We start from the raw sequence: 17,437 nt of genomic DNA, 5'->3' as shown, positions 1-17,437 counted from the left end.
CCCCGTTGGGGGGGCCCCCCACCGTGGGGCCGGGGAGAGGGGGGCCCGGCGGAGCCGGGCACGAAAAAAACGGCTAGTGATCGTTCTTGATGATCTCGGTCATGGTGACGCCGAGGCGTTCCTCGACCAGGACGACCTCGCCGCGGGCGACGAGGCGGTTGTTGACGAAGACGTCGATGGCCTCGCCGACCTTGCGGTCGAGTTCCAGCACGGCGCCGGGGCCGAGGCGCAAGAGGTCGCCGATCGGCATGCGCGAGGAGCCGAGCACCGCCGAGACCACCACCGGCACGTCGAAGACCTGTTCGAGGTCGGCGGCACTTTTGGGCGCGGTCGGCACGTCGCGGACCGAGCCGGGGCCGCCCTCGTCGTAGGCGAGGTCGGTGTCGCCGAGCTGGGGCAGGCTGAAATCGTCGCGGGACATCGGGGCCTCAGATCTCGGAGGGAAGGCAGGGCGTCAGGGCGTCCGCGACGGCGGCCTCGATGCGGGCGCGTGTCCGGACCACGCCGCCGTCGGCCCATTCGAGGCGGGCGTCGCCCGGCGGCATGTCGGGCTCGCCGAGCACGACGAGGCGGCCCTCGAAGCCGTGCTCGCGGGCGAGCCGCCGCATCAGCGTCTCGGCCTCCTCGACGAGGCCCTCGTTCAGGCGCAGCACGAGATGGGGCACGCCGCGCAGGTGGCGGAGCGCGGCACGCGCCGCCTCCTCGACGCCCGCGAGGGGCTTGGCATCGAGCGCCTCGCCGGCGATGCGCCGGGCGAGCGCGGAGGCGAAGGCCAGCGCCTGCGCCTCGCGCTCGGCGTCGCGGGCATCCGACTGGTGGATCAGCCCGGCGGCGGCGAGGCCAACGCGGGTCAGGGCGTCGGCGAGCCGGGCCTGCCCCTGGGCGGCGGCCTCGGCCCGGCCCTCCTGCAGGCCGCGGGCGTGCGCCGTGGCGGCGGCGGCGTCGCGCTCGGCCGCCGCGCGCGCCTCGGCCTCGGCCTCCGCCGGGGAGGGGCCGCGGGCGCGGCCGAAATCGGTGTCGAACAGGAAGGGGCGGGAGGCGCGCATCAATAGACCAGCTCCTCCTCGCCGCCGTTCTTGGCGATCATGATCTCACCCTTCTCGGCCAGTTCCTTGGCGAGTTCGGTCATCTTGGCCTGGGCCTCGTCGACCTCCTTGAGGCGGATCGGGCCCATCGAGCCCATCTCGTCGGTGAGGTTCTTGGCGGCGCGGCTCGACATCTGGCTCATGAAGAAGCGGCGCACCCGCTCGTCGGCGCCCTTCAGCGCGCGGCAGAGCGTGTCGTTGTCGACCTTGCGCATCAGGGTCTGGACCGAGCCCGGATCGAGCTTGAGCAGGTCCTCGAAGGTGAACATCAGCTGCCTGATCTTCTTGGCCGAGCCACGGTTGGCCTGATCGATCGCGGCGAGGAAGCGCGTCTCGGTCTGGCGGTCGAAGGCGTTGAACACCTCGGCCATCAGCTCGTGCGCGTCGCGGCGCGTGGTCTGGGCGATGGTGGAGACGAACTCGACCCGCAGCGTCTCCTCGATGTGGCGCAGGGCCTCCTTCTGCACCGTCTCCATCCGCAGCATCCGGTTGAGCACGTCGATGGCGAACTCTTCCGGGAGGATGGTGAGCACCTTGGCGGCGTAGTCGGCGCGCACCTTCGACAGCACGACGGCGACCGTCTGCGGGTACTCGTTGCGCAGGAAGTTCGCGAGAATCTCGGGGTCGATCTGGACGAGGCTGCCCCAGACGCGCTTGCCAGACGCGCCCTTGATCTCCGCCATGATCGCGGAGACCTGCTCAGGGGGAAAGATCTTGAGCAGCAGCGCCTCGGTGCGCTCGAAGTTCGAGGTCATGCCGCCGCCCGACGACAGGCGCGAGACGAAGTCGACGATCAGCCGCTCGACGGTGCCGGCCTCCAGCGAGCCGAGCTGCACCATCGCGTGCGAGACGATCTTGACCTCCTCCTCCTCCAGCCGCTGCCAGATCGGCGCGCCCTCCTCCTCGCCGAGCAGCAGCAGCAGCGCGGCGGCGCGCTGCGGCCCCGTCATCGTCGCGAAGGCGGCGGACGAGTCGATGCTCTCCATGGCGGCGTTGAAGTTTACGCCCGCGGCCACGATTCACTCCCTCTCGGATGGCGGATGCTCATCTCATCCCCCTCAGGAATCGTGGATCCAGTTGCGCAGCACCTCGACCGTCTCGGTCGGGCTCGCCCGCACCATGTCGACCACGCGCTCGACCGTCTCGGCCTGGATCTGGCCGTTGATCTTGGCCGATTCCAGGAACTTGTTGGTGCTGCTGACGCGGGCCGGCTCCGCGCCGCCCTCGCCCGCGGCGGCCTCGCTTCCGCCGGCCAGCGCCAGCGCCCCGGCGGGGCCGATGATCGCGGCCATCGGCGCCTCGGATTCGAGCACGCGCTTGAGCAGCGGGCGCACCACCGCCATCAGGACGATCAGGGTGAGGAGGCTCAGCACGGCGAGTTCGACCATGCGCATCACCTCCTCCTTGCTCGGGCTCATGAGCGACTGGAGCAGACCGGGCTCGGTGAACTCGCCCGCGGCGGGCGTCTCGGCGAAACGGAGGTTGACCACCTCGACCTGATCGCCGCGCGCCTTGTCGAAGCCGACCGCGGTGCGCACCAGCGCGGCGATGCGCTCGATCTCGGCCGGGGGCCGGGGCTGGTAGACCGTCTTGCCGTCAGGGCCGGGCACGTAGAGCCCGTCCACCACCACGGCGACCGAGAGGCGCTTGAGCCGCCCGCCCTCCAGGGTCTCGACGCGAGTGACGCGGGAGATCTCGTAGTTGGTGGTCTCCTCGTTCTTCTGGCTCTGGTCCTTCTGCGCCGTCTGGCCCTGCCCCTGGCCCGCACCGGGGAGTTCGTTGCCGACCGTGACCTGCCCCTCGCCGCCCCCGGTCTGGGAGTTCTCGGAGCGGGTCTGGGTCGAGCGCACGACGCGGCTCTCGGGATCGAAGCTCTCGGAGCGGCTCTCGACCCGGTTGAGGTCCATCTCGGCGGCGACCTGCACGCGGGCGCGGCCCTGGCCGACGATGCCGGCGACGATCTCCTCGATCTGCGCGCGCAACCGCCGCTCGATGCCGCCCTGGCGCTCCTCCATCAGGCCCGCGCCCTCGGCCTCGGCGCCGCGCGCGCCGTCGGCCAGGAGCCGCCCGCGCTCGTCGACGATCGAGACCCGCTCGGGCTTCAGCCCTTCGACGGCGGAGGCCGCGAGATGGCGGATCGCGCGCACCTGGCTCGGGTCGAGGTCGCCCATCAGCTTGACCACGATGGCGGCGGAAGGCGCCTCGCGGTCGCGCTCGAACAGGCGCCGCTCGGGGATGACGAGATGGACGCGGGCGCCCTGGACCCGGCCGATGGCGCGGATCGAGCGGGCGAGTTCGCCCTCCATCGCCCGCAGGTGGTTCACGTTCTGGACGAAGCTGGTGGACGAGAACGCGTCGCCCTTGTCGAAAATCTCGTAGCCGACTCCGCCCTGGCTCGGCAGGCCCTTGCCGGCGAGATCCATGCGGAGCTTGGCGAGGTCGGCGCGGGGCGCCATCACGGTCTGGCCGGACTCGCCCTTGGTCTCGTAAGCGATGCCCCGCGCATCGAGTTCACGGACGACCGCGGAGGAATCCTGCATCGAAAGGTCGGAGAACAGCACGCCCATGTCGGGGCGCGACACCCGCAGGATCACGAAGGCGAAGAAGCCGACGAGCGTCAGCGTCACGGCCGCCATCGCGGCGATGCGCGCCGGGCCCAGCTTCGTCACCAGTTCGAGGATCGGCTTCACGGACGGATCGCGGCCCACGGCGAGAGGCGCGGACGCGTTTCGCGCCCACCCGGCAAGAATTGCCCAGGTGGTGGTTAGCGGGTGGTTAATGCGGGGTGAGGTGACGGCGCTTGCACAGGTCGGCGAGCCAGAGGCGACATGCGCCGCATGAGGTACGGGGCGTGGGTAGTGTCCCGCTCGGCGGCACGAGCACCGCAGAATACGCCATCATGAGGCGAACCGAATTTTCGTATTCCATCAACCGATTGCCGAGGTTTCCTCGCCCAAAACTCCAACGGGGTCGCCGATTAGCCAACCGGATCGAACCGCCACTCCGTCATTGCGAGGCGGAGCCGAAGCAATCCAGCGCTCCGCATTGTCCAGGGAAGACGCGCGCCTGCCGATGTCGTCGGCACGGTCTCGCCCCATCCGAAAAAGTCGCGCCCTGGATTGCGTCAGTTCCGCCTCGCAATGACGGCGCGGGTTTGCCTGAGGCGGACTCGCAAGCCCTCTCGTGCCGAGGCGCCCGTCTCCGGCGCACCGACACGAAAAAGCCGCCCTGCGTCTCCGCGAGGCGGCTTCCTGAAGAGCCTGGGCGAGACAAGCCTCGCACCAGCCCGATCCGACAAACGATCAGTGCCGGTAGTGCTGGATGCGCGTGGTGCGCAGGCCCGCGAGACCGTGCTGGTCGATGGAGTACTGCCAGCTCAGGAATTCCTCGGTGGTGAGGGTGTAGCGCTGGCAGGCTTCCTCCAGGCTGAGGAGACCGCCGCGCACCGCGGCGACGACTTCGGCCTTGCGGCGGATGACCCAACGGCGGGTGGAGACGGGGGGGAGATCGGCGATCGTCAGGGGGCTGCCGTCGGGCCCTATCACATATTTCACACGCGGCCGGGGGGTCTCGGTCATGATACGCTCTACACTCGACTGACCTGTCGAGAGCCAAGCTACTTGCGTCCGCTTAAAAGTTCTTGAAGTGGGTCGGTACAATGCGATTCGTCGTTTTGGGGCAGGTGTGGAAAACACTTGCTGCATCGCACTAAGAGGCTGACGCCACGAGGGATTTCACCGCCGACGCCGGAACGCGCGACGCCCCGATCGTCAGCACCGGCTCGGTTCCGCTGAGGTCCACCCCGTCGACCTTGCCGCTCACCTTGGTATCGACCGCGACCTTGGCGCCGGTGGCGTCGATGGCGTCGACCGTGATCGTGTACTGCCCGTCCTTGGCGGTGAGGCCCGACGCGGTGGCGCCGTTCCAGTCGAAGGATTGGGCGCCGGCCTTGAGCGTCGTCGTCTTGGTGGCCACCACGCTGCCGTCCGTCCCCTTGATCGTGACGATCGCCCGCGCCGCGGCCCGGGCCGGGGTGAGGGTCCAGCTCGCCTTGCCGCCGTTCAGGTCGGTGGTGGCGCCGTCGGCGACGACCGACCGGCCGATCAGGCTCGAGGTCGAGGCCGCGGCGGACGCCTTGGAACTCGCCAGGATGGTGCCGAGCTGGTCGTTGGTCTTGAGCTGCTGCTCGACGCCCGCGAACTGCACCAGCTGCTGGGTGAACTGGTTGGTGTCCATCGGGTCGAGCGGGTTCTGGTTCCTCAGCTGCGTGGTCAGCAGGGTTAGGAACTGGGTGAAGTTGCCCGCGATCGCCTTGGTGTCGGCGGTGGTGGTCGCCGTCGCGTTGGCGATGCTGGTGCTGCTGGCGATGCCCGCGGCCATGGCAAAAAATCCCTAGATGCGGAGATCGAGGCCGCCGACGGCCCGCAGGCGTCGGAGGGCGGAAGGATCGAGGATGGCCTCGGCGTCGCGGCCGGCCTGAACGCCGGTTCGGGCCCCGGGCGCGCCGCGCTCGGGCTCGCGCCCGGAATTCCGGTCGCCCTGGCCGCCGGTCTCGCCGCGCAGCGACAGGCCGATACCGTCGGTCGCCTCGAAGCCGGCCTGCGCCAGCGCCTGTTGGAGCACGCCCGCGTCGCGCTGGAGCAGCGCCAGGGTCTCGGGCCGGTCGACGGTGAGATGCGCCCGCGCCCGCCCGGCCTCCCGGTCGAGATCGAGCGACACCTCGATGGCGCCGAGTTCGACCGGATCGAGCCGGATCGCGAAGCGCGCGGCCCCGGCCAGCGTGCGCAGGCCGATCGTCATCGGCACGGCGCCGAGCGGGATCGGGGCGGGCAGGGCAGGGGTGCTTTGTGGATTGGACGCGGTTTCCGCCGTGGCCGAGGGACCGCCCGGCGCGGCGGTCGTTTGGGAGTTGGGGGAGGGGGAGGCCGCGGGCGCGGCGCCGCCCGCACTGCCGCCTCCGGCCGCGGCCAGGGCGGCCTCGAACGCCTTGGTCCCGGCGCCGAGCGCGTCGCTTTTGGCCGCTTCCCCCGCGGCCACATCCCCCTTGGACGCTTCACCTTTGACCGCAGCGCCGGGCGCCTCCGTTCCAGGCACCTCTTCGCCGACCGGCGCGGTTGCGGTGACAGCCCCCTGCGCGGCGACCGGCTCCGCCGAGAGCGCGGCGCCGGGCTGGCCCGCTGCCGGCACGACCGCAGCCGCCGTGGGGACCGGCATCGGCACGGGGCCGGCGACGCCCTCGGGGGCGCGTTCGCCCGCGGCGGCCTCATCCTCCGGCGTCGCGCGCTCGCCGGGTGCGCCTTTACCCGTCGCATCGGTGACGGCATCCGCTTTCGTGCCCTCCGGCGCGGACGCTGCGTTACCCTCCACCTCGGCCCGCTCGGCGCCCTTCGCGTCGGCGCCGCCCGCGGGACGCAACGCGGTGTCCCGCGAAAGACCCGTCGCGGTGCCCTTGGCCGCGCCCTCCGCAGCCGCAGCGCGCGGCGGCGCCGCCGCGCTCGATGCCCCGGCCGCCGGTGCGCGCTTCGCCGCCGCCTCGGCGACGGCCGCCCGGTCGGCATCCTCCGCCCGGCGCGCCTCGCGCCCGGCCTCGGCTCGGCGTTCATCGACTTGCCGGGCATCGACTTGCCGGGCATCGGCTTGGCGCGCCTCGGTGCGGGCACGGTCCTGCCGCGCGGCGGCGATCCGCGCCTCCGCCCGCGCGGCCTCGAAGCGGTCCTGCGCGAGGCTGAAGCGCTCGCCCGCCCCGGCCGCGCGCGGCGGCGCGGCGGGCCGCGCGGGCGCCCAGGCCGTCCCCTCGTTCCTGTCCGTGCGCGCGACCGTCATGCCTCGACCTCGTTCCGGCGGTCCCGCGCAAGCCGCGCGCCAGCCGGCGGGACCGGCCAAGCCCCTCCCGGATCGAGCGAATTTTTTGGACGATCCCGACCGGCCCGGCTTCGACCCAGCCGAAAATGCCGCCCATCCGGCAGCTTTTGCCGATCCCCGCTCCCTCGGCGTCCCTGGAAAACCCGGACCGGGATCGCTATAGACTCCCGCACACGCAGCCGGGCTCGAGCCCGCCCGCGCCCTCGCGACGGCCCGCACGGGCCCATCACGGCCATGAACTCGCTCGATCTCCCGAAGCCCCCGCACGAGACGCGCGTCGTCGTCGCCATGTCGGGCGGCGTCGATTCCTCGGTGGTGGCCGGGCTGCTGAAGCGCGAGGGCTACGACGTCGTCGGCGTCACGCTCCAGCTCTACGACCACGGCGCCGCGACCCATCGCAAGGGCGCCTGCTGCGCGGGGCGCGACATCCACGACGCCCGCACCGTAGCCGAGACGCTGGGCATCCCCCATTACGTCCTCGACTACGAGGACCGCTTCCGCGAGTCGGTGATCGACCGCTTCGCCGAGAGCTACCTCTCGGGCGAGACGCCGATCCCGTGCGTCGAGTGCAACCGCTCGGTCAAGTTCCGCGACCTGCTCGGCATGGCCCGCGACCTCGGCGCCGAGGCGCTCGCCACCGGCCACTATGTCGCGAGCCGCCCCGCACCGGGGGGAGGGCGCGCCCTCTACCGCGCCCTCGATCCGGCCCGCGACCAGAGCTACTTCCTCTACGCCACCACGCCCGAGCAGCTCGCCTTCCTGCGCTTCCCCTTGGGCGAGCGCCCCAAGGACGAGACCCGGGCACTGGCCCGCGACCTCGGGCTGACGGTCGCCGACAAGGCCGACAGCCAGGACATCTGCTTCGTGCCGCAGGGCGGCTACGCCGACGTGATCGCCAAGCTGCGGCCCGAGGCGACCCGCCCCGGCGCCATCGTCGATCTGGAGGGCCGCCAGCTCGGCGAGCACCAGGGCATCGTGCACTACACCGTCGGCCAGCGCCGCGGCCTGAAGCTGTCGGTCGGCGAGCCGCTCTACGTCGTGCGGCTGGAGCCCGAGACCGCCCGCGTCGTCGTCGGCCCCCGCGCCGCGCTGGCCACCCGCCGCATCCGGCTGACCGACCTCAACTGGTTGGGGGAGGGCGCGCCCGAGACGCTGTCCGATCTACCGGTCGCCGTGCGGGTGCGCTCCACCCGCGAGCCGCGCCCCGCCCGCCTGTCGTGGAACGCCGCGGAAGGCCACGCCGAGGTTGAACTCGCCGTCGCCGAGGACGGCGTCTCGCCGGGGCAGGCCTGCGTGATCTACGCCGACGACGGCCCCCGCGCCCGCGTGCTCGGCGGCGGCACCATCCGCCGCATCGGCGCGTTGCAGGCGGGGACGGCCGAGGCCGCCTGATGGGAAGCCTCGCGCTACGCCCGTCGCAATCCGGTTTTCCGATACCTTTATCCGTCGCGCTGTCCGGGCTTGCGCCCCGTTCACGGCGCGACGGGACGATCTGAGAAAAGGGTCACGCACGAGATGCTGAACCAGCGGGCGCCCGAGGCCGGGCCGACCACCGACCTGATGCGCAAGGCCTATGCCCGCTGGGCGCCGGTCTACGACGTGGTCTACGACAAGCTCACCGAGCCCGCCGCCCGCGCCGCCGTGCAGGCCGCGGTCGCCCACGGGCCGCGGGTGCTGGAGGCCGGCGTCGGCACCGGCCTGTCGCTCGGCTACTACCCGCGCGACAGCTTCGTCTGCGGCGTCGATCTCTCCGAGGACATGCTGAAGCGGGCAAACCGCAAGGTCGCCCGCCGCGGCCTCACCCACGTCAAGGGCCTGCAGGTCATGGACGTGTGCCGCCTCGGCTATGCCGATGCCAGCTTCGACGCGGTGGTGGCGCAGTTCCTCATCACCCTGGTGCCGGACCCGGAAGCCGCGCTGACCGAGTTCCTGCGGGTGGTGCGCCCCGGCGGCGGCATCGTGCTCGCCAACCATTTCGGCCAGTCCAACGGCCCGGTCGCCCGCGTCGAGGAGATCGTCGCCCCGCTCTGCACCAAGATCGGCTGGTCCTCCGACTTCAAGGCCACCCGCATCGAGGCCTGGGCCCGCCGCAACGGCGTCGAGGTGATGGGCCTCGCCCCGACCTTCCCCGGCGGCTTCTTCAAGATCCTACGGATGCGCAAGCCCGGGTGATGCGTGTGTCCGGGATACCGAAGGGATCATCCCTTCGGCGGGGCGCCGGGGCAGAGCCCCGGCTTCCCTCTCGACCAGGGCTCCGCCCTGGACCCGCGAAAGGACTCGTCCTTTCGAATCCCGTGACGGGCCGCGAGGGCGTCAGTCGATGACGGAGGCAGGGCCCCGGCGCCCCTGGCTGCGCTGGCTGCCGCTGGCGGTGCTGCTCGCCCTCTCGCTCGGCATCGCCGCGGCGGGCGGCTCGCGCCTGCTCGATCTCGACCGCATCACCGAGGCCCGCGCCTCGCTCCAGGCCGCCGTCGCCGAGGATCGGGCGCGAGCGATCGGGCTCATGGTCCTCGTCTTCGTCTCCGGCGTGGTCGTCTCGATCCCCGCCGTCACCGTGGCGCTCACCGCCCTGTCCGGCCTCCTGTTCGGCACGCTCACCGGCGCCCTGATCTCGGTCGGCTCGGCCACCACGGGGGCGATGATCGTGTTCTCGATCGGACGGCTCGCCGCGGGCGACCTGATCCGCCGCCGGGCCGGCCCCCGCCTCGGGCGCTTCGCCGAAGGCTTCCGCCGCGACGGGTTCGGCTACGTCCTCACCCTGCGCCTGCTGCCGATCTTCCCGTTCTGGATGACCAACCTCACCCCCGCGGCCTTCGGCGTGTCGGTCCGCAGCTTCTTCCTCGGCACCGTCCTCGGCCTGCTGCCCGGCGCCTTCATCTTCTCCGGTCTCGGCGCCGGCCTCGACGAGTTGCTCGCCGCCCGCGAGGCGACGAAGGACGCCTGCCTCGCCGCGGGCGGCACCGACTGCGCGGTCGGCCTCGACCTGCGCTCCCTGGTGAGCCCGACCCTGATCGCCGCGCTCGCGGGGCTCGCGGCCTTCGCCCTCCTGTCGGTTTATCTACGCAGACGTCTTGAGCGGCGGACGCTCCGCGCATAAGACTTGTGCACAAGCGAGTGGCGCACGCCCCCTCGCCCCGGGCGCCTCGGCCAAGAGGTCAGGCCGGGCCGAGGGATGCGCCGCTCAGATCGACAGCCACAACGACGGGTGACGCTTGAGACGGCCCCGCTTTCCGTTCTCGTTCCGGGCTGGCACCCCGGAGCGGACGGACCGGCACGAACCGGCGGCTTTGGCCGCCCGTCCCGTGCCCTTGAAAACGCACTGCGAGACTTCGGCCGGGACTGCGACGACGGGGGGAGCGACCCGCTTCCGCCCGCGGTCCCGCCTGGGCCTGTCCGGCCGGTTGTTCCTCCTCACCGTGGCCTTCGTGGTCCTGGCCGAGATCCTGGTCTTCGTCCCCCTGGTCGCGAGCTACCGGCTCTCGCGCCTGTCCGACCGGGTGGCGGCGGCTCAGGTCGCCGCCCTGGTGCTGCGGGCCGCCCCCGAGGGCAACGTCTCCGACGACCTCGCCCGGCGCCTGCTGGCGGAGTTGGGGGCCCGCGCCGTCGCCGTGCGCGACGGCGAGGCGTGGCGCCTGCTCTCCGTCGAGCCGATGCCCGAGACCGTCGCCGAAACCGTGGACCTGCGCGAGCAGGACTGGACCGGCGCGATCCGCGGCGCCTTCCGCACCCTGCTGTTTCCCGCCGACACGCCGATCCGGGCGGTCGGGAACGGGCGGGGCGGTCTCGGCGCCGTCGAGGTGCTCGTGGACGAGGGCCCCTTACGCGAGCGCCTCATCGCCTTCGCGCTGCGCCTGCTCGCCGCCTGCGCCGTCATCGCGGCGCTGGCCGCCGGCCTCGTGTTCTTCGTGCTGCAGCGGACCATCGTGCGGCCGGTGCTGCGGCTCGCCCGCAACATCGCGGCCTTCGCCGACGATCCCGAGCGGCCCGACCGCCCGGCGGCCTGCGCGCCGCGCACCGACGAGATCGGCCAGGCCGAGGCGGCGCTGGCCCGGATGGAGGTCGCGCTCGGCGGCGAGCTGCGCCAGAAGCGGCGGCTGGCCGAACTCGGCCTCTCGGTGAGCAAGATCAACCACGAGCTGCGCAACCTGCTCACCACCGCCCAGCTGCTGGGCGACCGGTTCGAGACCTCTTCCGATCCGCTGGTGCAGCGCGTGGCGCCGCGCCTCGTCGCGACCCTCGACCGGGCGATCCGCTTCTGCGAGGCGACTTTGGCCTACGGCCGGGCGACCGAGCCCAACGCCCAGCGCCGCATGGTGCCGCTGGCCCCGCTCCTCGACGAGCTGACCGATCTCGGCGGCCTGATGCCGGGCGCCGGCGTGCAGGTGAGCGTGCGCGCGCCCGACGACCTCGAGATCGACGTCGATCCCGAGCAGCTCCTGCGGGCACTGACCAACCTCGTGCGCAACGCGGTCCAGGCCCACGCCGCCGCGCGCACGCAAGGGGCCCAGGTCGAGATCGAGGGGTTTCGCGACGGCCCCCGCGGCTCTGGCCGCGTCACGATCCTCGTCGCCGACAACGGCCCCGGCGTGCCGCCCCGGGCGCGGGCCAACCTGTTCGCCGCCTTCCAGGGCTCGACCCGCCCCGGCGGCACGGGGCTCGGCCTCGCCATCGCCTCGGAGCTAGTCCGCCTCAACGGCGGCACGCTCGGCCTCGACGACACCGCCAGCGGCGCCCGCTTCCGCATCGTCGTCCCGGACCGGGCGGCGCAGGCGAAGGCGGCTTGAGACGGGCCTTCTCCTCCCCCTTGCGGGGAGGAGGTAGGAGGTGGGGGTGGTTCAGGATGAGGCGAGGCGGTGCCTTCTGCACCACCCCCACCCCTTACCCCTCCCCGCAAGGGGGAGGGGACAAGCGCTACTCCGCCGCCGCCAGCGTCACCTCCGGCACCGGCACGCCGATGTCGCGCAGCAGCGCGGCGTCCTCGTCCGCCTCGTTGTTGGCGGTGGTGAGCAGGCGCTCGCCGTAGAAGATCGAGTTGGCGCCGGCCAGGAAGCAGAGGATCTGCGCCTCGCGGGTCAGGCTCTTGCGGCCGGCGCTGAGGCGCACGCGGGCCTTCGGCATGACGATGCGGGCGGTGGCGCACATCCGGACCAGCTCGAGCGGATCGATCGGCGGGCGGTCCTCCAGCGGCGTGCCCTCGACGGCGACCAGCGCGTTGATCGGCACGCTCTCCGGGTGCGGCGCGTGGTTGGCGAGCACCAGAAGCATCTCGGCGCGGTCACGCACCCGCTCGCCCATGCCGACGATGCCGCCGCAGCAGACGCCGATCCCGGCCTCGCGCACATGCTCCAGCGTCTGGAGCCGGTCCTCGTAGGTGCGGGTCGAGATGATGTCGCCGTAGAATTCGGGGCCGGTGTCGAGGTTGTGATTGTAGGAGGTGAGCCCCGCTTCCGCGAGGCGCTGCGCCTGGGATTGCGTCAGCATGCCGAGCGTCACGCAGGCTTCCATCCCGAGGCCGCGCACGCCGCGCACCATCTCCAGCACCGCGTCGAAGTCCGGCCCGTCCTTCGGCTTGCGCCACGCCGCGCCCATGCAGAAGCGGTGCGCCCCGTTGGCCTTGGCCGCAGCCGCCTCCTTCAGCACGGCGTCCACCGGCATCAGCCGCTCGCGGGGGAGGTTGGCGCCCTTGTGGTGGGCCGATTGCGGGCAATAGGCGCAATCCTCGGGGCAGCCGCCGGTCTTGATCGACAGCAGCGCCGCCCGCTGGATGTCGGCCGGGTCGTTGTGCGCCCGATGCACGAGGCCGGCCCGATGCACGAGGTCGAGCAGCGGCAGGTCGTGGATCGCCTGGATCTCGGGCAGCGTCCAATCATGCCGGATCGCGGCCGGGGCGGCGGAGGAGGTGAGGGGGACAACGGTGTCGCTCATGACACCTTTGAGAGCGAAGGCGGGGGAAAAATCAAGCCTTGCCGTGGGGTGGGCGATCGCAGGATGATCGGCGCGCAACCTTTGCGGGCTGTACCCGACGACATGATTCCGGGAGTGACCGATGCCGACTCGGCTGTCCTTCAAGGAAGCGCTCGCACGGCGGGACGATCCGCCGGCCGAGCGCCCCGTTTTGTCCGGTTCTCCCGCTCGGCTGCGGCTGTCGATGGCAGAGCCGATCCCACAACCGGTGACGGTCGCTCAGACCATCAGGGCATTCGGCACGACCCTGCGTGAGGCCCATGCCGCGCTCGACTGGATTGCGGCCGGCCACGGCGTCCCCCTTGAGGTCACGATCCCGAAGGGGCGTGATCCCGTGGCGAAGTTCGCCGCGCTCGGCATTCACGCGCAGGTTCTGGAGGCAGAGATCGATGTCCGCGCCATCCGCGAGGGCCTCGATCTAACGCAGACCGAATTTGCGAGCCGGTTCGGGCTCGACCCCGCGACTGTCCAAAGCTGGGAGCAGGGCCGCACCCGGCCCGACCCCGTCGCCGCGGTGCTGCTGCGGGTGATCGCGACGAACCCGGCAGCGGTGGACGCGGCGCTGATGCCCTGAAGAATCAGTTCGTCGGCTCGCCCGCGGCGACCTTCGCGGTCCAGTCGTCGAAGGCCACGACCCGTTGGCGCTGCTCGCCGAGTCCATCGATGCGCAGGACCATCTCGTCGTCGCTCTTGAGATAGCGCGGCGGCTTCATGCCGAGGCCGACGCCCGGCGGCGTGCCGGTGGTGATGACGTCGCCGGGCTCCAGCATCATGAAGTGCGAGACGTAGGCCACGATCTGCGCCACGTCGAAGATCATGGTCGCGGTCGAGCCGGTCTGCATCCGCCGGCCGTTGAGGTCGAGGCTCATGCCGAGGCTTTTGAGGTCGGGAATCTCGTCGAGCGTCACCAGCCAGGGGCCGAGCGGACCGAAGGTCGGGCAGCCCTTGCCCTTGGTCCACGTGCCGCCGCGCTCCATCTGGAATTCGCGCTCCGACAGGTCGTTGCAGATGCACACGCCCGCCACGTAGCGCAGGGCCTCGTTGGCGTGGACGTAGGACGCACGCGCCCCGATCACCACGGCGAGCTCCACCTCCCAGTCGGTCTTGGCCGAGCCTTTGGGCAGGATCACCGTGTCGTTCGGGCCGACGATGCAGGAGGGAGCCTTGTTGAACACGATCGGCTCGGCCGGGATCGCCGCGCCGGTCTCGGCGGCGTGGTCGGCGTAGTTGAGGCCGATCGCCACGAAGTTGCGGGTGCCGCCGACGCAGGGGCCGAGCCGGGTGCCGGCCGGCAGGAGCGGAAGGCTTTGCGGGTCGATCCGCGCCAGCCGGTCGAGCGATTCGCGCGACAGGCCGGGGCCGGCGATGTCGCGCAGCACCCCCGAGAGGTCGCGCAGGCCGCCGTCGCGATCGACCAGACCGGGCCGCTCCTCGCCGCTCTCGCCGTGCCGGATCAGCTTCATCGCCGGGTCTCCCTCAAGCCGTTTTGAAGCGAGCATGGTCGCCGCGCGCACCGGGCGCAAGCGAAGGCTCAACGCCGCCACCGCGCCTCCCGTTTCCGACGCCCCGATGTGTTCCCGCCGCCACGCAAGACCGATCGCGGCGGAAGCGTGGCAAAAACCGCGCGGTCGGCAATTCTTCGTTCATCCGGCCCCTGCACCCCTCGACGGAACACGTGCGAGCCGCTTCGATCGTCGCACGCCACAACGATCAAGAAACGGTGGGGTCCGACATGACTCGGGTTAGAATCCGCGCGCTCGCCGTCGTCGGCACGGTCGCCGCGATGGGTGCCGCGACGGGGGCGCAGGCCGGCGCCTTCGGGTTGCGCGAGCAGAGCGCGCAGGGTGTGGGCGTCGCCTTCGCGGGCTCGGCCTCGGGCGCGGCGGGCGTCTCCTCGATCTTCTGGAACCCGGCGACCGTGACGATGCGGCCGGGCTTCAACTCCGAGCAGAGCCTGACCTTCGTCAACCTCTCGGGCGAAATTCGCCCGACCGTCGGCACCGCCCCGTTCCTCGCCCCCTTCGGCGATTCCGGCGAGATCGGCCAGGGCGCGGTTCTGCCGTCCGGCGCGACCTCCTACCAACTCACCGACCGCCTCTACGTCGGCATCCAGACCGGCGCGCCCTACGGCCTCGTCACCAAGCCGCGCCCGGACTGGGCCGGCTCGATCTACGGCCGCTCCTCGCGCATCTTCTCGCTCTCGTTCAACCCGGTCATCGGCTACAAGGTGAACGATTGGCTCTCGGTCGGCGTCGGCGCCAACGTCGAGTATTTCCGCCTGACCCTGCGGCAGGCGATTCCGGTGCCCGGCATCTCCCCGGCCTTCTATCCGCCGGCCTTCATCAAGGGCGAATCGTGGAGCGCGGGCTGGACCGCGGGCGCGACGATCACCCCCTGGGAGGGCACGGTGTTCGGCGTCGGCTACCGCTCCTCGGTGCACCACGACATCGAGGGCTCGTTCGCCCTGCCGACCTTCGGGCAGCAGGTCACGGCCAACCTCAACACGCCGGAAAAACTCAGCGTCGGCCTGACCCAGGCGCTCAACCCGGTCACCCGGATCAATTTCGGCTTCGAGTGGGACAACTGGTCGAGGCTCGGCGACATCGCCATCACGTCGCGGCAGTTCGGCGTGCCGGTCACCAGCTTGGCGCTCAACTTCAAGGATGCCTACTTCTACTCGGTCGGCCTGGAATACGACTGGTCGCCGAACCTGACGGTGCGCGGCGGCTTCGGCTACGACGACGGGCCGATCGACACCTCCAACCGCTCGGTGCGCCTGCCCGACGGCGACCGCTACGTCGCCTCCGTCGGCGCCAGCTACCGCTGGAGCGACAAGCTGGTCCTCAACGCCAGCTACGCCCACGTCTTCCTCGGCAGGAACCGGATCGTGGCCGGGCCGGGCCAGAACTACAACGTCGCCAACATCCCGTTCGCCGCCATCGCCGACGGCAGCGCCGATGTGGTCTCGGTCGGCTTCCGCTACGCCTGGGACAGCCCGGCCGCCCTCGCCCCGGCCCCGCTGGTGCGCAAGTACTGAGACCGCGCTCGACCCGCGCCGAACGCTTCGAGGACGCCGAAAACGCCGCCACGGATCACCCCTCCGTGGCGGCGTCGTCGTTTTGCGAAGTGGTGGGGTCGAGACCGCCGGGCCGCTCGCGATGCGGCGCGACCTGGGCTGCGACCGGATGCGGGGTTATCTGTTCGCCCGACCGAATGCCGCGACGGCCTCGGAACGGGAGCGCGCCCGGCTGCGGGGCCTCTTCGCCGAGGCGCCGACGACAAATCTGCGCGTGAGGATGCCATGGACGCGAGCGAGGCCGCGAAAGTCCTGATCGCGGGCGGCGGCATCGCCGGCCTCGCGGTCCGGCGGGCGCTGGCCCTGCGAAACGTTTCCTCGCTCACGCTGGAGCGGCGCGCCGCTCCCGAGGACGGGGGGCTCGCGATCAACCTGCCCGGCAACGCGGTCCACGCCCTGGCGCAGCTCGGGCTGGCCGAGGCACTGCGGGAGGTCGGCACGCCGGTGCGGCGCCGGGAGTACCGCACCGCGGGCGACCGGCTGCTGTTTTCCGTCGACGAGGCGGCGTTCTGGGGCGAAGAGCTGACGCCGCGCTGCCTGCGCCGCGCCGACCTGCTGCGCCTGCTCGGCCGGGACCTACCCCCGGACGACCTGATCCTGGGCCGCGCCGTCGCGGCGATCCGCCCCGAGCTAGGCGGCGTCTCGCTCGACCTCACGGACGGCGGACGCCTGCGCGGCGGCCTGCTGGTCGGGGCGGACGGCGTCCATTCGCGGGTGCGCCGCGCCCTGTTCGGCGAGGCCGCCCCCCAGGCGGCCCTGCTGGCGCCCGCGAGCTGGCGCTTCATGGCGCCCGATCCCGGCGTGGCGGCCTGGACGGTCTGGGCCGGGGCCGGCGCGCTGTTCCTGCTGATCCCGGTGGATCGCGGCGAGGTCTACGGCTGGGCCTCGGTCGCGGGCGCCACGGGCCGCGATTTCTCCAGCGTCCGCAGCGCCTTCGCCGGCTTCCCGCGGCCGGTGCGCGCCACGCTCGACGCGGTGCTGGCGCAGCCGGACGCGATCCACCACTCGCCGCTCGAAGAGATCCGCATCCCGCACTGGTCCGCGGGCCGGGTCGTGCTGGCGGGCGACGCGGCGCATGCCACCGCGCCGGTCTGGGCGCAGGGCGCGGCGCTCGCCCTCGAAGACGCCCTGGTGCTGGCGGACCTGCTCGCCGGGCGGGCCGATTGGAGCGGAATCGGCGCGGCGTACGAGGCGCGGTGCCGCCCCCGCGTCGCCCATGTCCAGGCGATGACCGACCGGATGTCGCGCTCGGCCGATCTGCCCGGCTGGGCGCGGCGCCTCCTGCTCCCGATGATCGGCCCGCGCAGCTACCGCGCGACCTATGGGCCGCTGCGTGATCCCGTGATCCCGTGATCAGGGGTTCGGTCCGCCGGTCCGTGGCCCCCATCCAACCCCCTCATCCTGAGGTGCGAAGCGAAGCGTAGCCTCGAAGGAGGGCTCCAGAAATCGC

16 protein-coding genes are annotated in these 17,437 nt (G+C 71.9%); 7 read left to right on the top strand and 9 right to left on the bottom strand.

Going from position 1 to position 17,437, the window contains the following annotated elements:
* Positions 1–73: 73 nt before the first annotated feature.
* The 7 genes from fliN to AAHG03_RS25750 all read right to left on the bottom strand — a co-directional run bounded on the left by fliN (position 74) and on the right by AAHG03_RS25750 (position 6,908).
* The gene (gene fliN, locus AAHG03_RS25780) at positions 74–421 is read right to left on the bottom strand and encodes a flagellar motor switch protein FliN (protein WP_342154478.1); all 348 of its coding nucleotides are present in this window, start codon (positions 419–421) and stop codon (positions 74–76) included.
* 7 nt (positions 422–428) lie between these two features.
* On the bottom strand, positions 429–1,046 hold the full coding sequence (locus tag AAHG03_RS25775; protein ID WP_342154476.1) for a FliH/SctL family protein: 618 nt from the start codon (positions 1,044–1,046) through the stop codon (positions 429–431).
* Entirely contained in the window at positions 1,046–2,101 is a 1,056-nt protein-coding gene (fliG, locus tag AAHG03_RS25770; RefSeq protein ID WP_342154474.1) for a flagellar motor switch protein FliG, read from the bottom strand. Before fliG ends, AAHG03_RS25775 begins: the two co-directional genes overlap by 1 nt.
* A 42-nt stretch (positions 2,102–2,143) precedes the next feature.
* Complete coding sequence (fliF, locus tag AAHG03_RS25765) at positions 2,144–3,775, bottom strand: flagellar basal-body MS-ring/collar protein FliF (protein WP_342154471.1); 1,632 nt, start codon at positions 3,773–3,775, stop codon at positions 2,144–2,146.
* A gap of 612 nt (positions 3,776–4,387) precedes the next feature.
* Positions 4,388–4,663 carry a CtrA inhibitor SciP gene (gene sciP / locus AAHG03_RS25760; RefSeq protein ID WP_056238806.1) on the bottom strand — a complete coding sequence of 92 codons (276 nt, stop codon included), beginning with the start codon at positions 4,661–4,663 and terminating at the stop codon, positions 4,388–4,390.
* A 130-nt stretch (positions 4,664–4,793) separates the two neighbouring features.
* Positions 4,794–5,465 carry a flagellar hook assembly protein FlgD gene (locus AAHG03_RS25755; protein WP_342154468.1) on the bottom strand — a complete coding sequence of 224 codons (672 nt, stop codon included), beginning with the start codon at positions 5,463–5,465 and terminating at the stop codon, positions 4,794–4,796.
* A gap of 12 nt (positions 5,466–5,477) precedes the next feature.
* Positions 5,478–6,908, bottom strand: a complete 1,431-nt coding sequence (locus AAHG03_RS25750; RefSeq protein WP_342154466.1) for a flagellar hook-length control protein FliK — start codon at positions 6,906–6,908, stop codon at positions 5,478–5,480.
* A gap of 273 nt (positions 6,909–7,181) precedes the next feature.
* Between AAHG03_RS25750 and mnmA the strand changes: the two genes are divergently transcribed.
* The 4 genes from mnmA (at position 7,182) to AAHG03_RS25730 (ending at position 11,731) form a co-directional block, all read left to right on the top strand.
* Complete coding sequence (gene mnmA / locus AAHG03_RS25745) at positions 7,182–8,339, top strand: tRNA 2-thiouridine(34) synthase MnmA (protein ID WP_342154464.1); 1,158 nt, start codon at positions 7,182–7,184, stop codon at positions 8,337–8,339.
* 123 nt (positions 8,340–8,462) lie between these two features.
* A complete protein-coding gene (locus AAHG03_RS25740) occupies positions 8,463–9,119 on the top strand; it encodes a class I SAM-dependent methyltransferase (protein WP_342154461.1) in 657 nt (218 codons plus the stop codon).
* A 148-nt stretch (positions 9,120–9,267) separates the two neighbouring features.
* Positions 9,268–10,044, top strand: a complete 777-nt coding sequence (locus AAHG03_RS25735; RefSeq protein WP_342154459.1) for a TVP38/TMEM64 family protein — start codon at positions 9,268–9,270, stop codon at positions 10,042–10,044.
* Between the two features lie 205 nt (positions 10,045–10,249).
* Positions 10,250–11,731 (top strand): sensor histidine kinase, encoded by a 1,482-nt coding sequence (locus tag AAHG03_RS25730; protein WP_412759796.1) that lies wholly within the window; start codon positions 10,250–10,252, stop codon positions 11,729–11,731.
* 127 nt (positions 11,732–11,858) lie between these two features.
* Here AAHG03_RS25730 and bioB read toward each other — a convergent pair whose 3' ends face one another.
* A complete protein-coding gene (gene bioB, locus AAHG03_RS25725) occupies positions 11,859–12,872 on the bottom strand; it encodes a biotin synthase BioB (RefSeq protein ID WP_342154457.1) in 1,014 nt (337 codons plus the stop codon).
* A 121-nt stretch (positions 12,873–12,993) separates the two neighbouring features.
* On the opposite strand from bioB, the gene AAHG03_RS25720 reads away from it, so the two are divergent.
* Positions 12,994–13,485 (top strand): helix-turn-helix domain-containing protein, encoded by a 492-nt coding sequence (locus tag AAHG03_RS25720; RefSeq protein ID WP_342154455.1) that lies wholly within the window; start codon positions 12,994–12,996, stop codon positions 13,483–13,485.
* A 4-nt stretch (positions 13,486–13,489) separates the two neighbouring features.
* Here the strand turns inward: AAHG03_RS25720 and AAHG03_RS25715 are convergent, their stop codons facing one another.
* The gene (locus tag AAHG03_RS25715; RefSeq protein WP_342154453.1) at positions 13,490–14,374 is read right to left on the bottom strand and encodes a fumarylacetoacetate hydrolase family protein; all 885 of its coding nucleotides are present in this window, start codon (positions 14,372–14,374) and stop codon (positions 13,490–13,492) included.
* Positions 14,375–14,643: 269 nt separating this feature from the next.
* Between AAHG03_RS25715 and AAHG03_RS25710 the strand changes: the two genes are divergently transcribed.
* Together AAHG03_RS25710 and AAHG03_RS25705 are read left to right on the top strand one after the other, a co-directional pair.
* Positions 14,644–15,948: an OmpP1/FadL family transporter gene (locus tag AAHG03_RS25710; RefSeq protein WP_342154451.1), complete on the top strand. Its 1,305-nt coding sequence runs from the start codon at positions 14,644–14,646 to the stop codon at positions 15,946–15,948.
* Between the two features lie 264 nt (positions 15,949–16,212).
* A complete protein-coding gene (locus AAHG03_RS25705) occupies positions 16,213–17,340 on the top strand; it encodes an FAD-dependent monooxygenase (protein ID WP_342154449.1) in 1,128 nt (375 codons plus the stop codon).
* Positions 17,341–17,437: the final 97 nt, after the last annotated feature.

Source organism: Methylorubrum subtropicum, from assembly GCF_038442325.1.
GTDB lineage: Bacteria > Pseudomonadota > Alphaproteobacteria > Rhizobiales > Beijerinckiaceae > Methylobacterium > Methylobacterium subtropicum.
The sequence above is the reverse complement of the archived record's forward strand: the minus strand, read 5'-3'. Positions and strand labels throughout refer to the sequence as shown.

Coding starts and splice junctions, on each gene's coding strand:
- mnmA (WP_342154464.1), top strand. CDS start 7,182: ATGAACTCGCTCGATCTCCCGAAGCCCCCGCACGAGACGCGCGTCGTC.
- AAHG03_RS25750 (WP_342154466.1), bottom strand. CDS start 6,908: ATGACGGTCGCGCGCACGGACAGGAACGAGGGGACGGCCTGGGCGCCC.
- AAHG03_RS25740 (WP_342154461.1), top strand. CDS start 8,463: ATGCTGAACCAGCGGGCGCCCGAGGCCGGGCCGACCACCGACCTGATG.
- AAHG03_RS25755 (WP_342154468.1), bottom strand. CDS start 5,465: ATGGCCGCGGGCATCGCCAGCAGCACCAGCATCGCCAACGCGACGGCG.
- AAHG03_RS25720 (WP_342154455.1), top strand. CDS start 12,994: ATGCCGACTCGGCTGTCCTTCAAGGAAGCGCTCGCACGGCGGGACGAT.
- sciP (WP_056238806.1), bottom strand. CDS start 4,663: ATGACCGAGACCCCCCGGCCGCGTGTGAAATATGTGATAGGGCCCGAC.
- AAHG03_RS25775 (WP_342154476.1), bottom strand. CDS start 1,046: ATGCGCGCCTCCCGCCCCTTCCTGTTCGACACCGATTTCGGCCGCGCC.
- bioB (WP_342154457.1), bottom strand. CDS start 12,872: ATGAGCGACACCGTTGTCCCCCTCACCTCCTCCGCCGCCCCGGCCGCG.
- AAHG03_RS25715 (WP_342154453.1), bottom strand. CDS start 14,374: ATGAAGCTGATCCGGCACGGCGAGAGCGGCGAGGAGCGGCCCGGTCTG.
- AAHG03_RS25710 (WP_342154451.1), top strand. CDS start 14,644: ATGACTCGGGTTAGAATCCGCGCGCTCGCCGTCGTCGGCACGGTCGCC.
- AAHG03_RS25735 (WP_342154459.1), top strand. CDS start 9,268: ATGACGGAGGCAGGGCCCCGGCGCCCCTGGCTGCGCTGGCTGCCGCTG.
- fliN (WP_342154478.1), bottom strand. CDS start 421: ATGTCCCGCGACGATTTCAGCCTGCCCCAGCTCGGCGACACCGACCTC.
- AAHG03_RS25705 (WP_342154449.1), top strand. CDS start 16,213: ATGGACGCGAGCGAGGCCGCGAAAGTCCTGATCGCGGGCGGCGGCATC.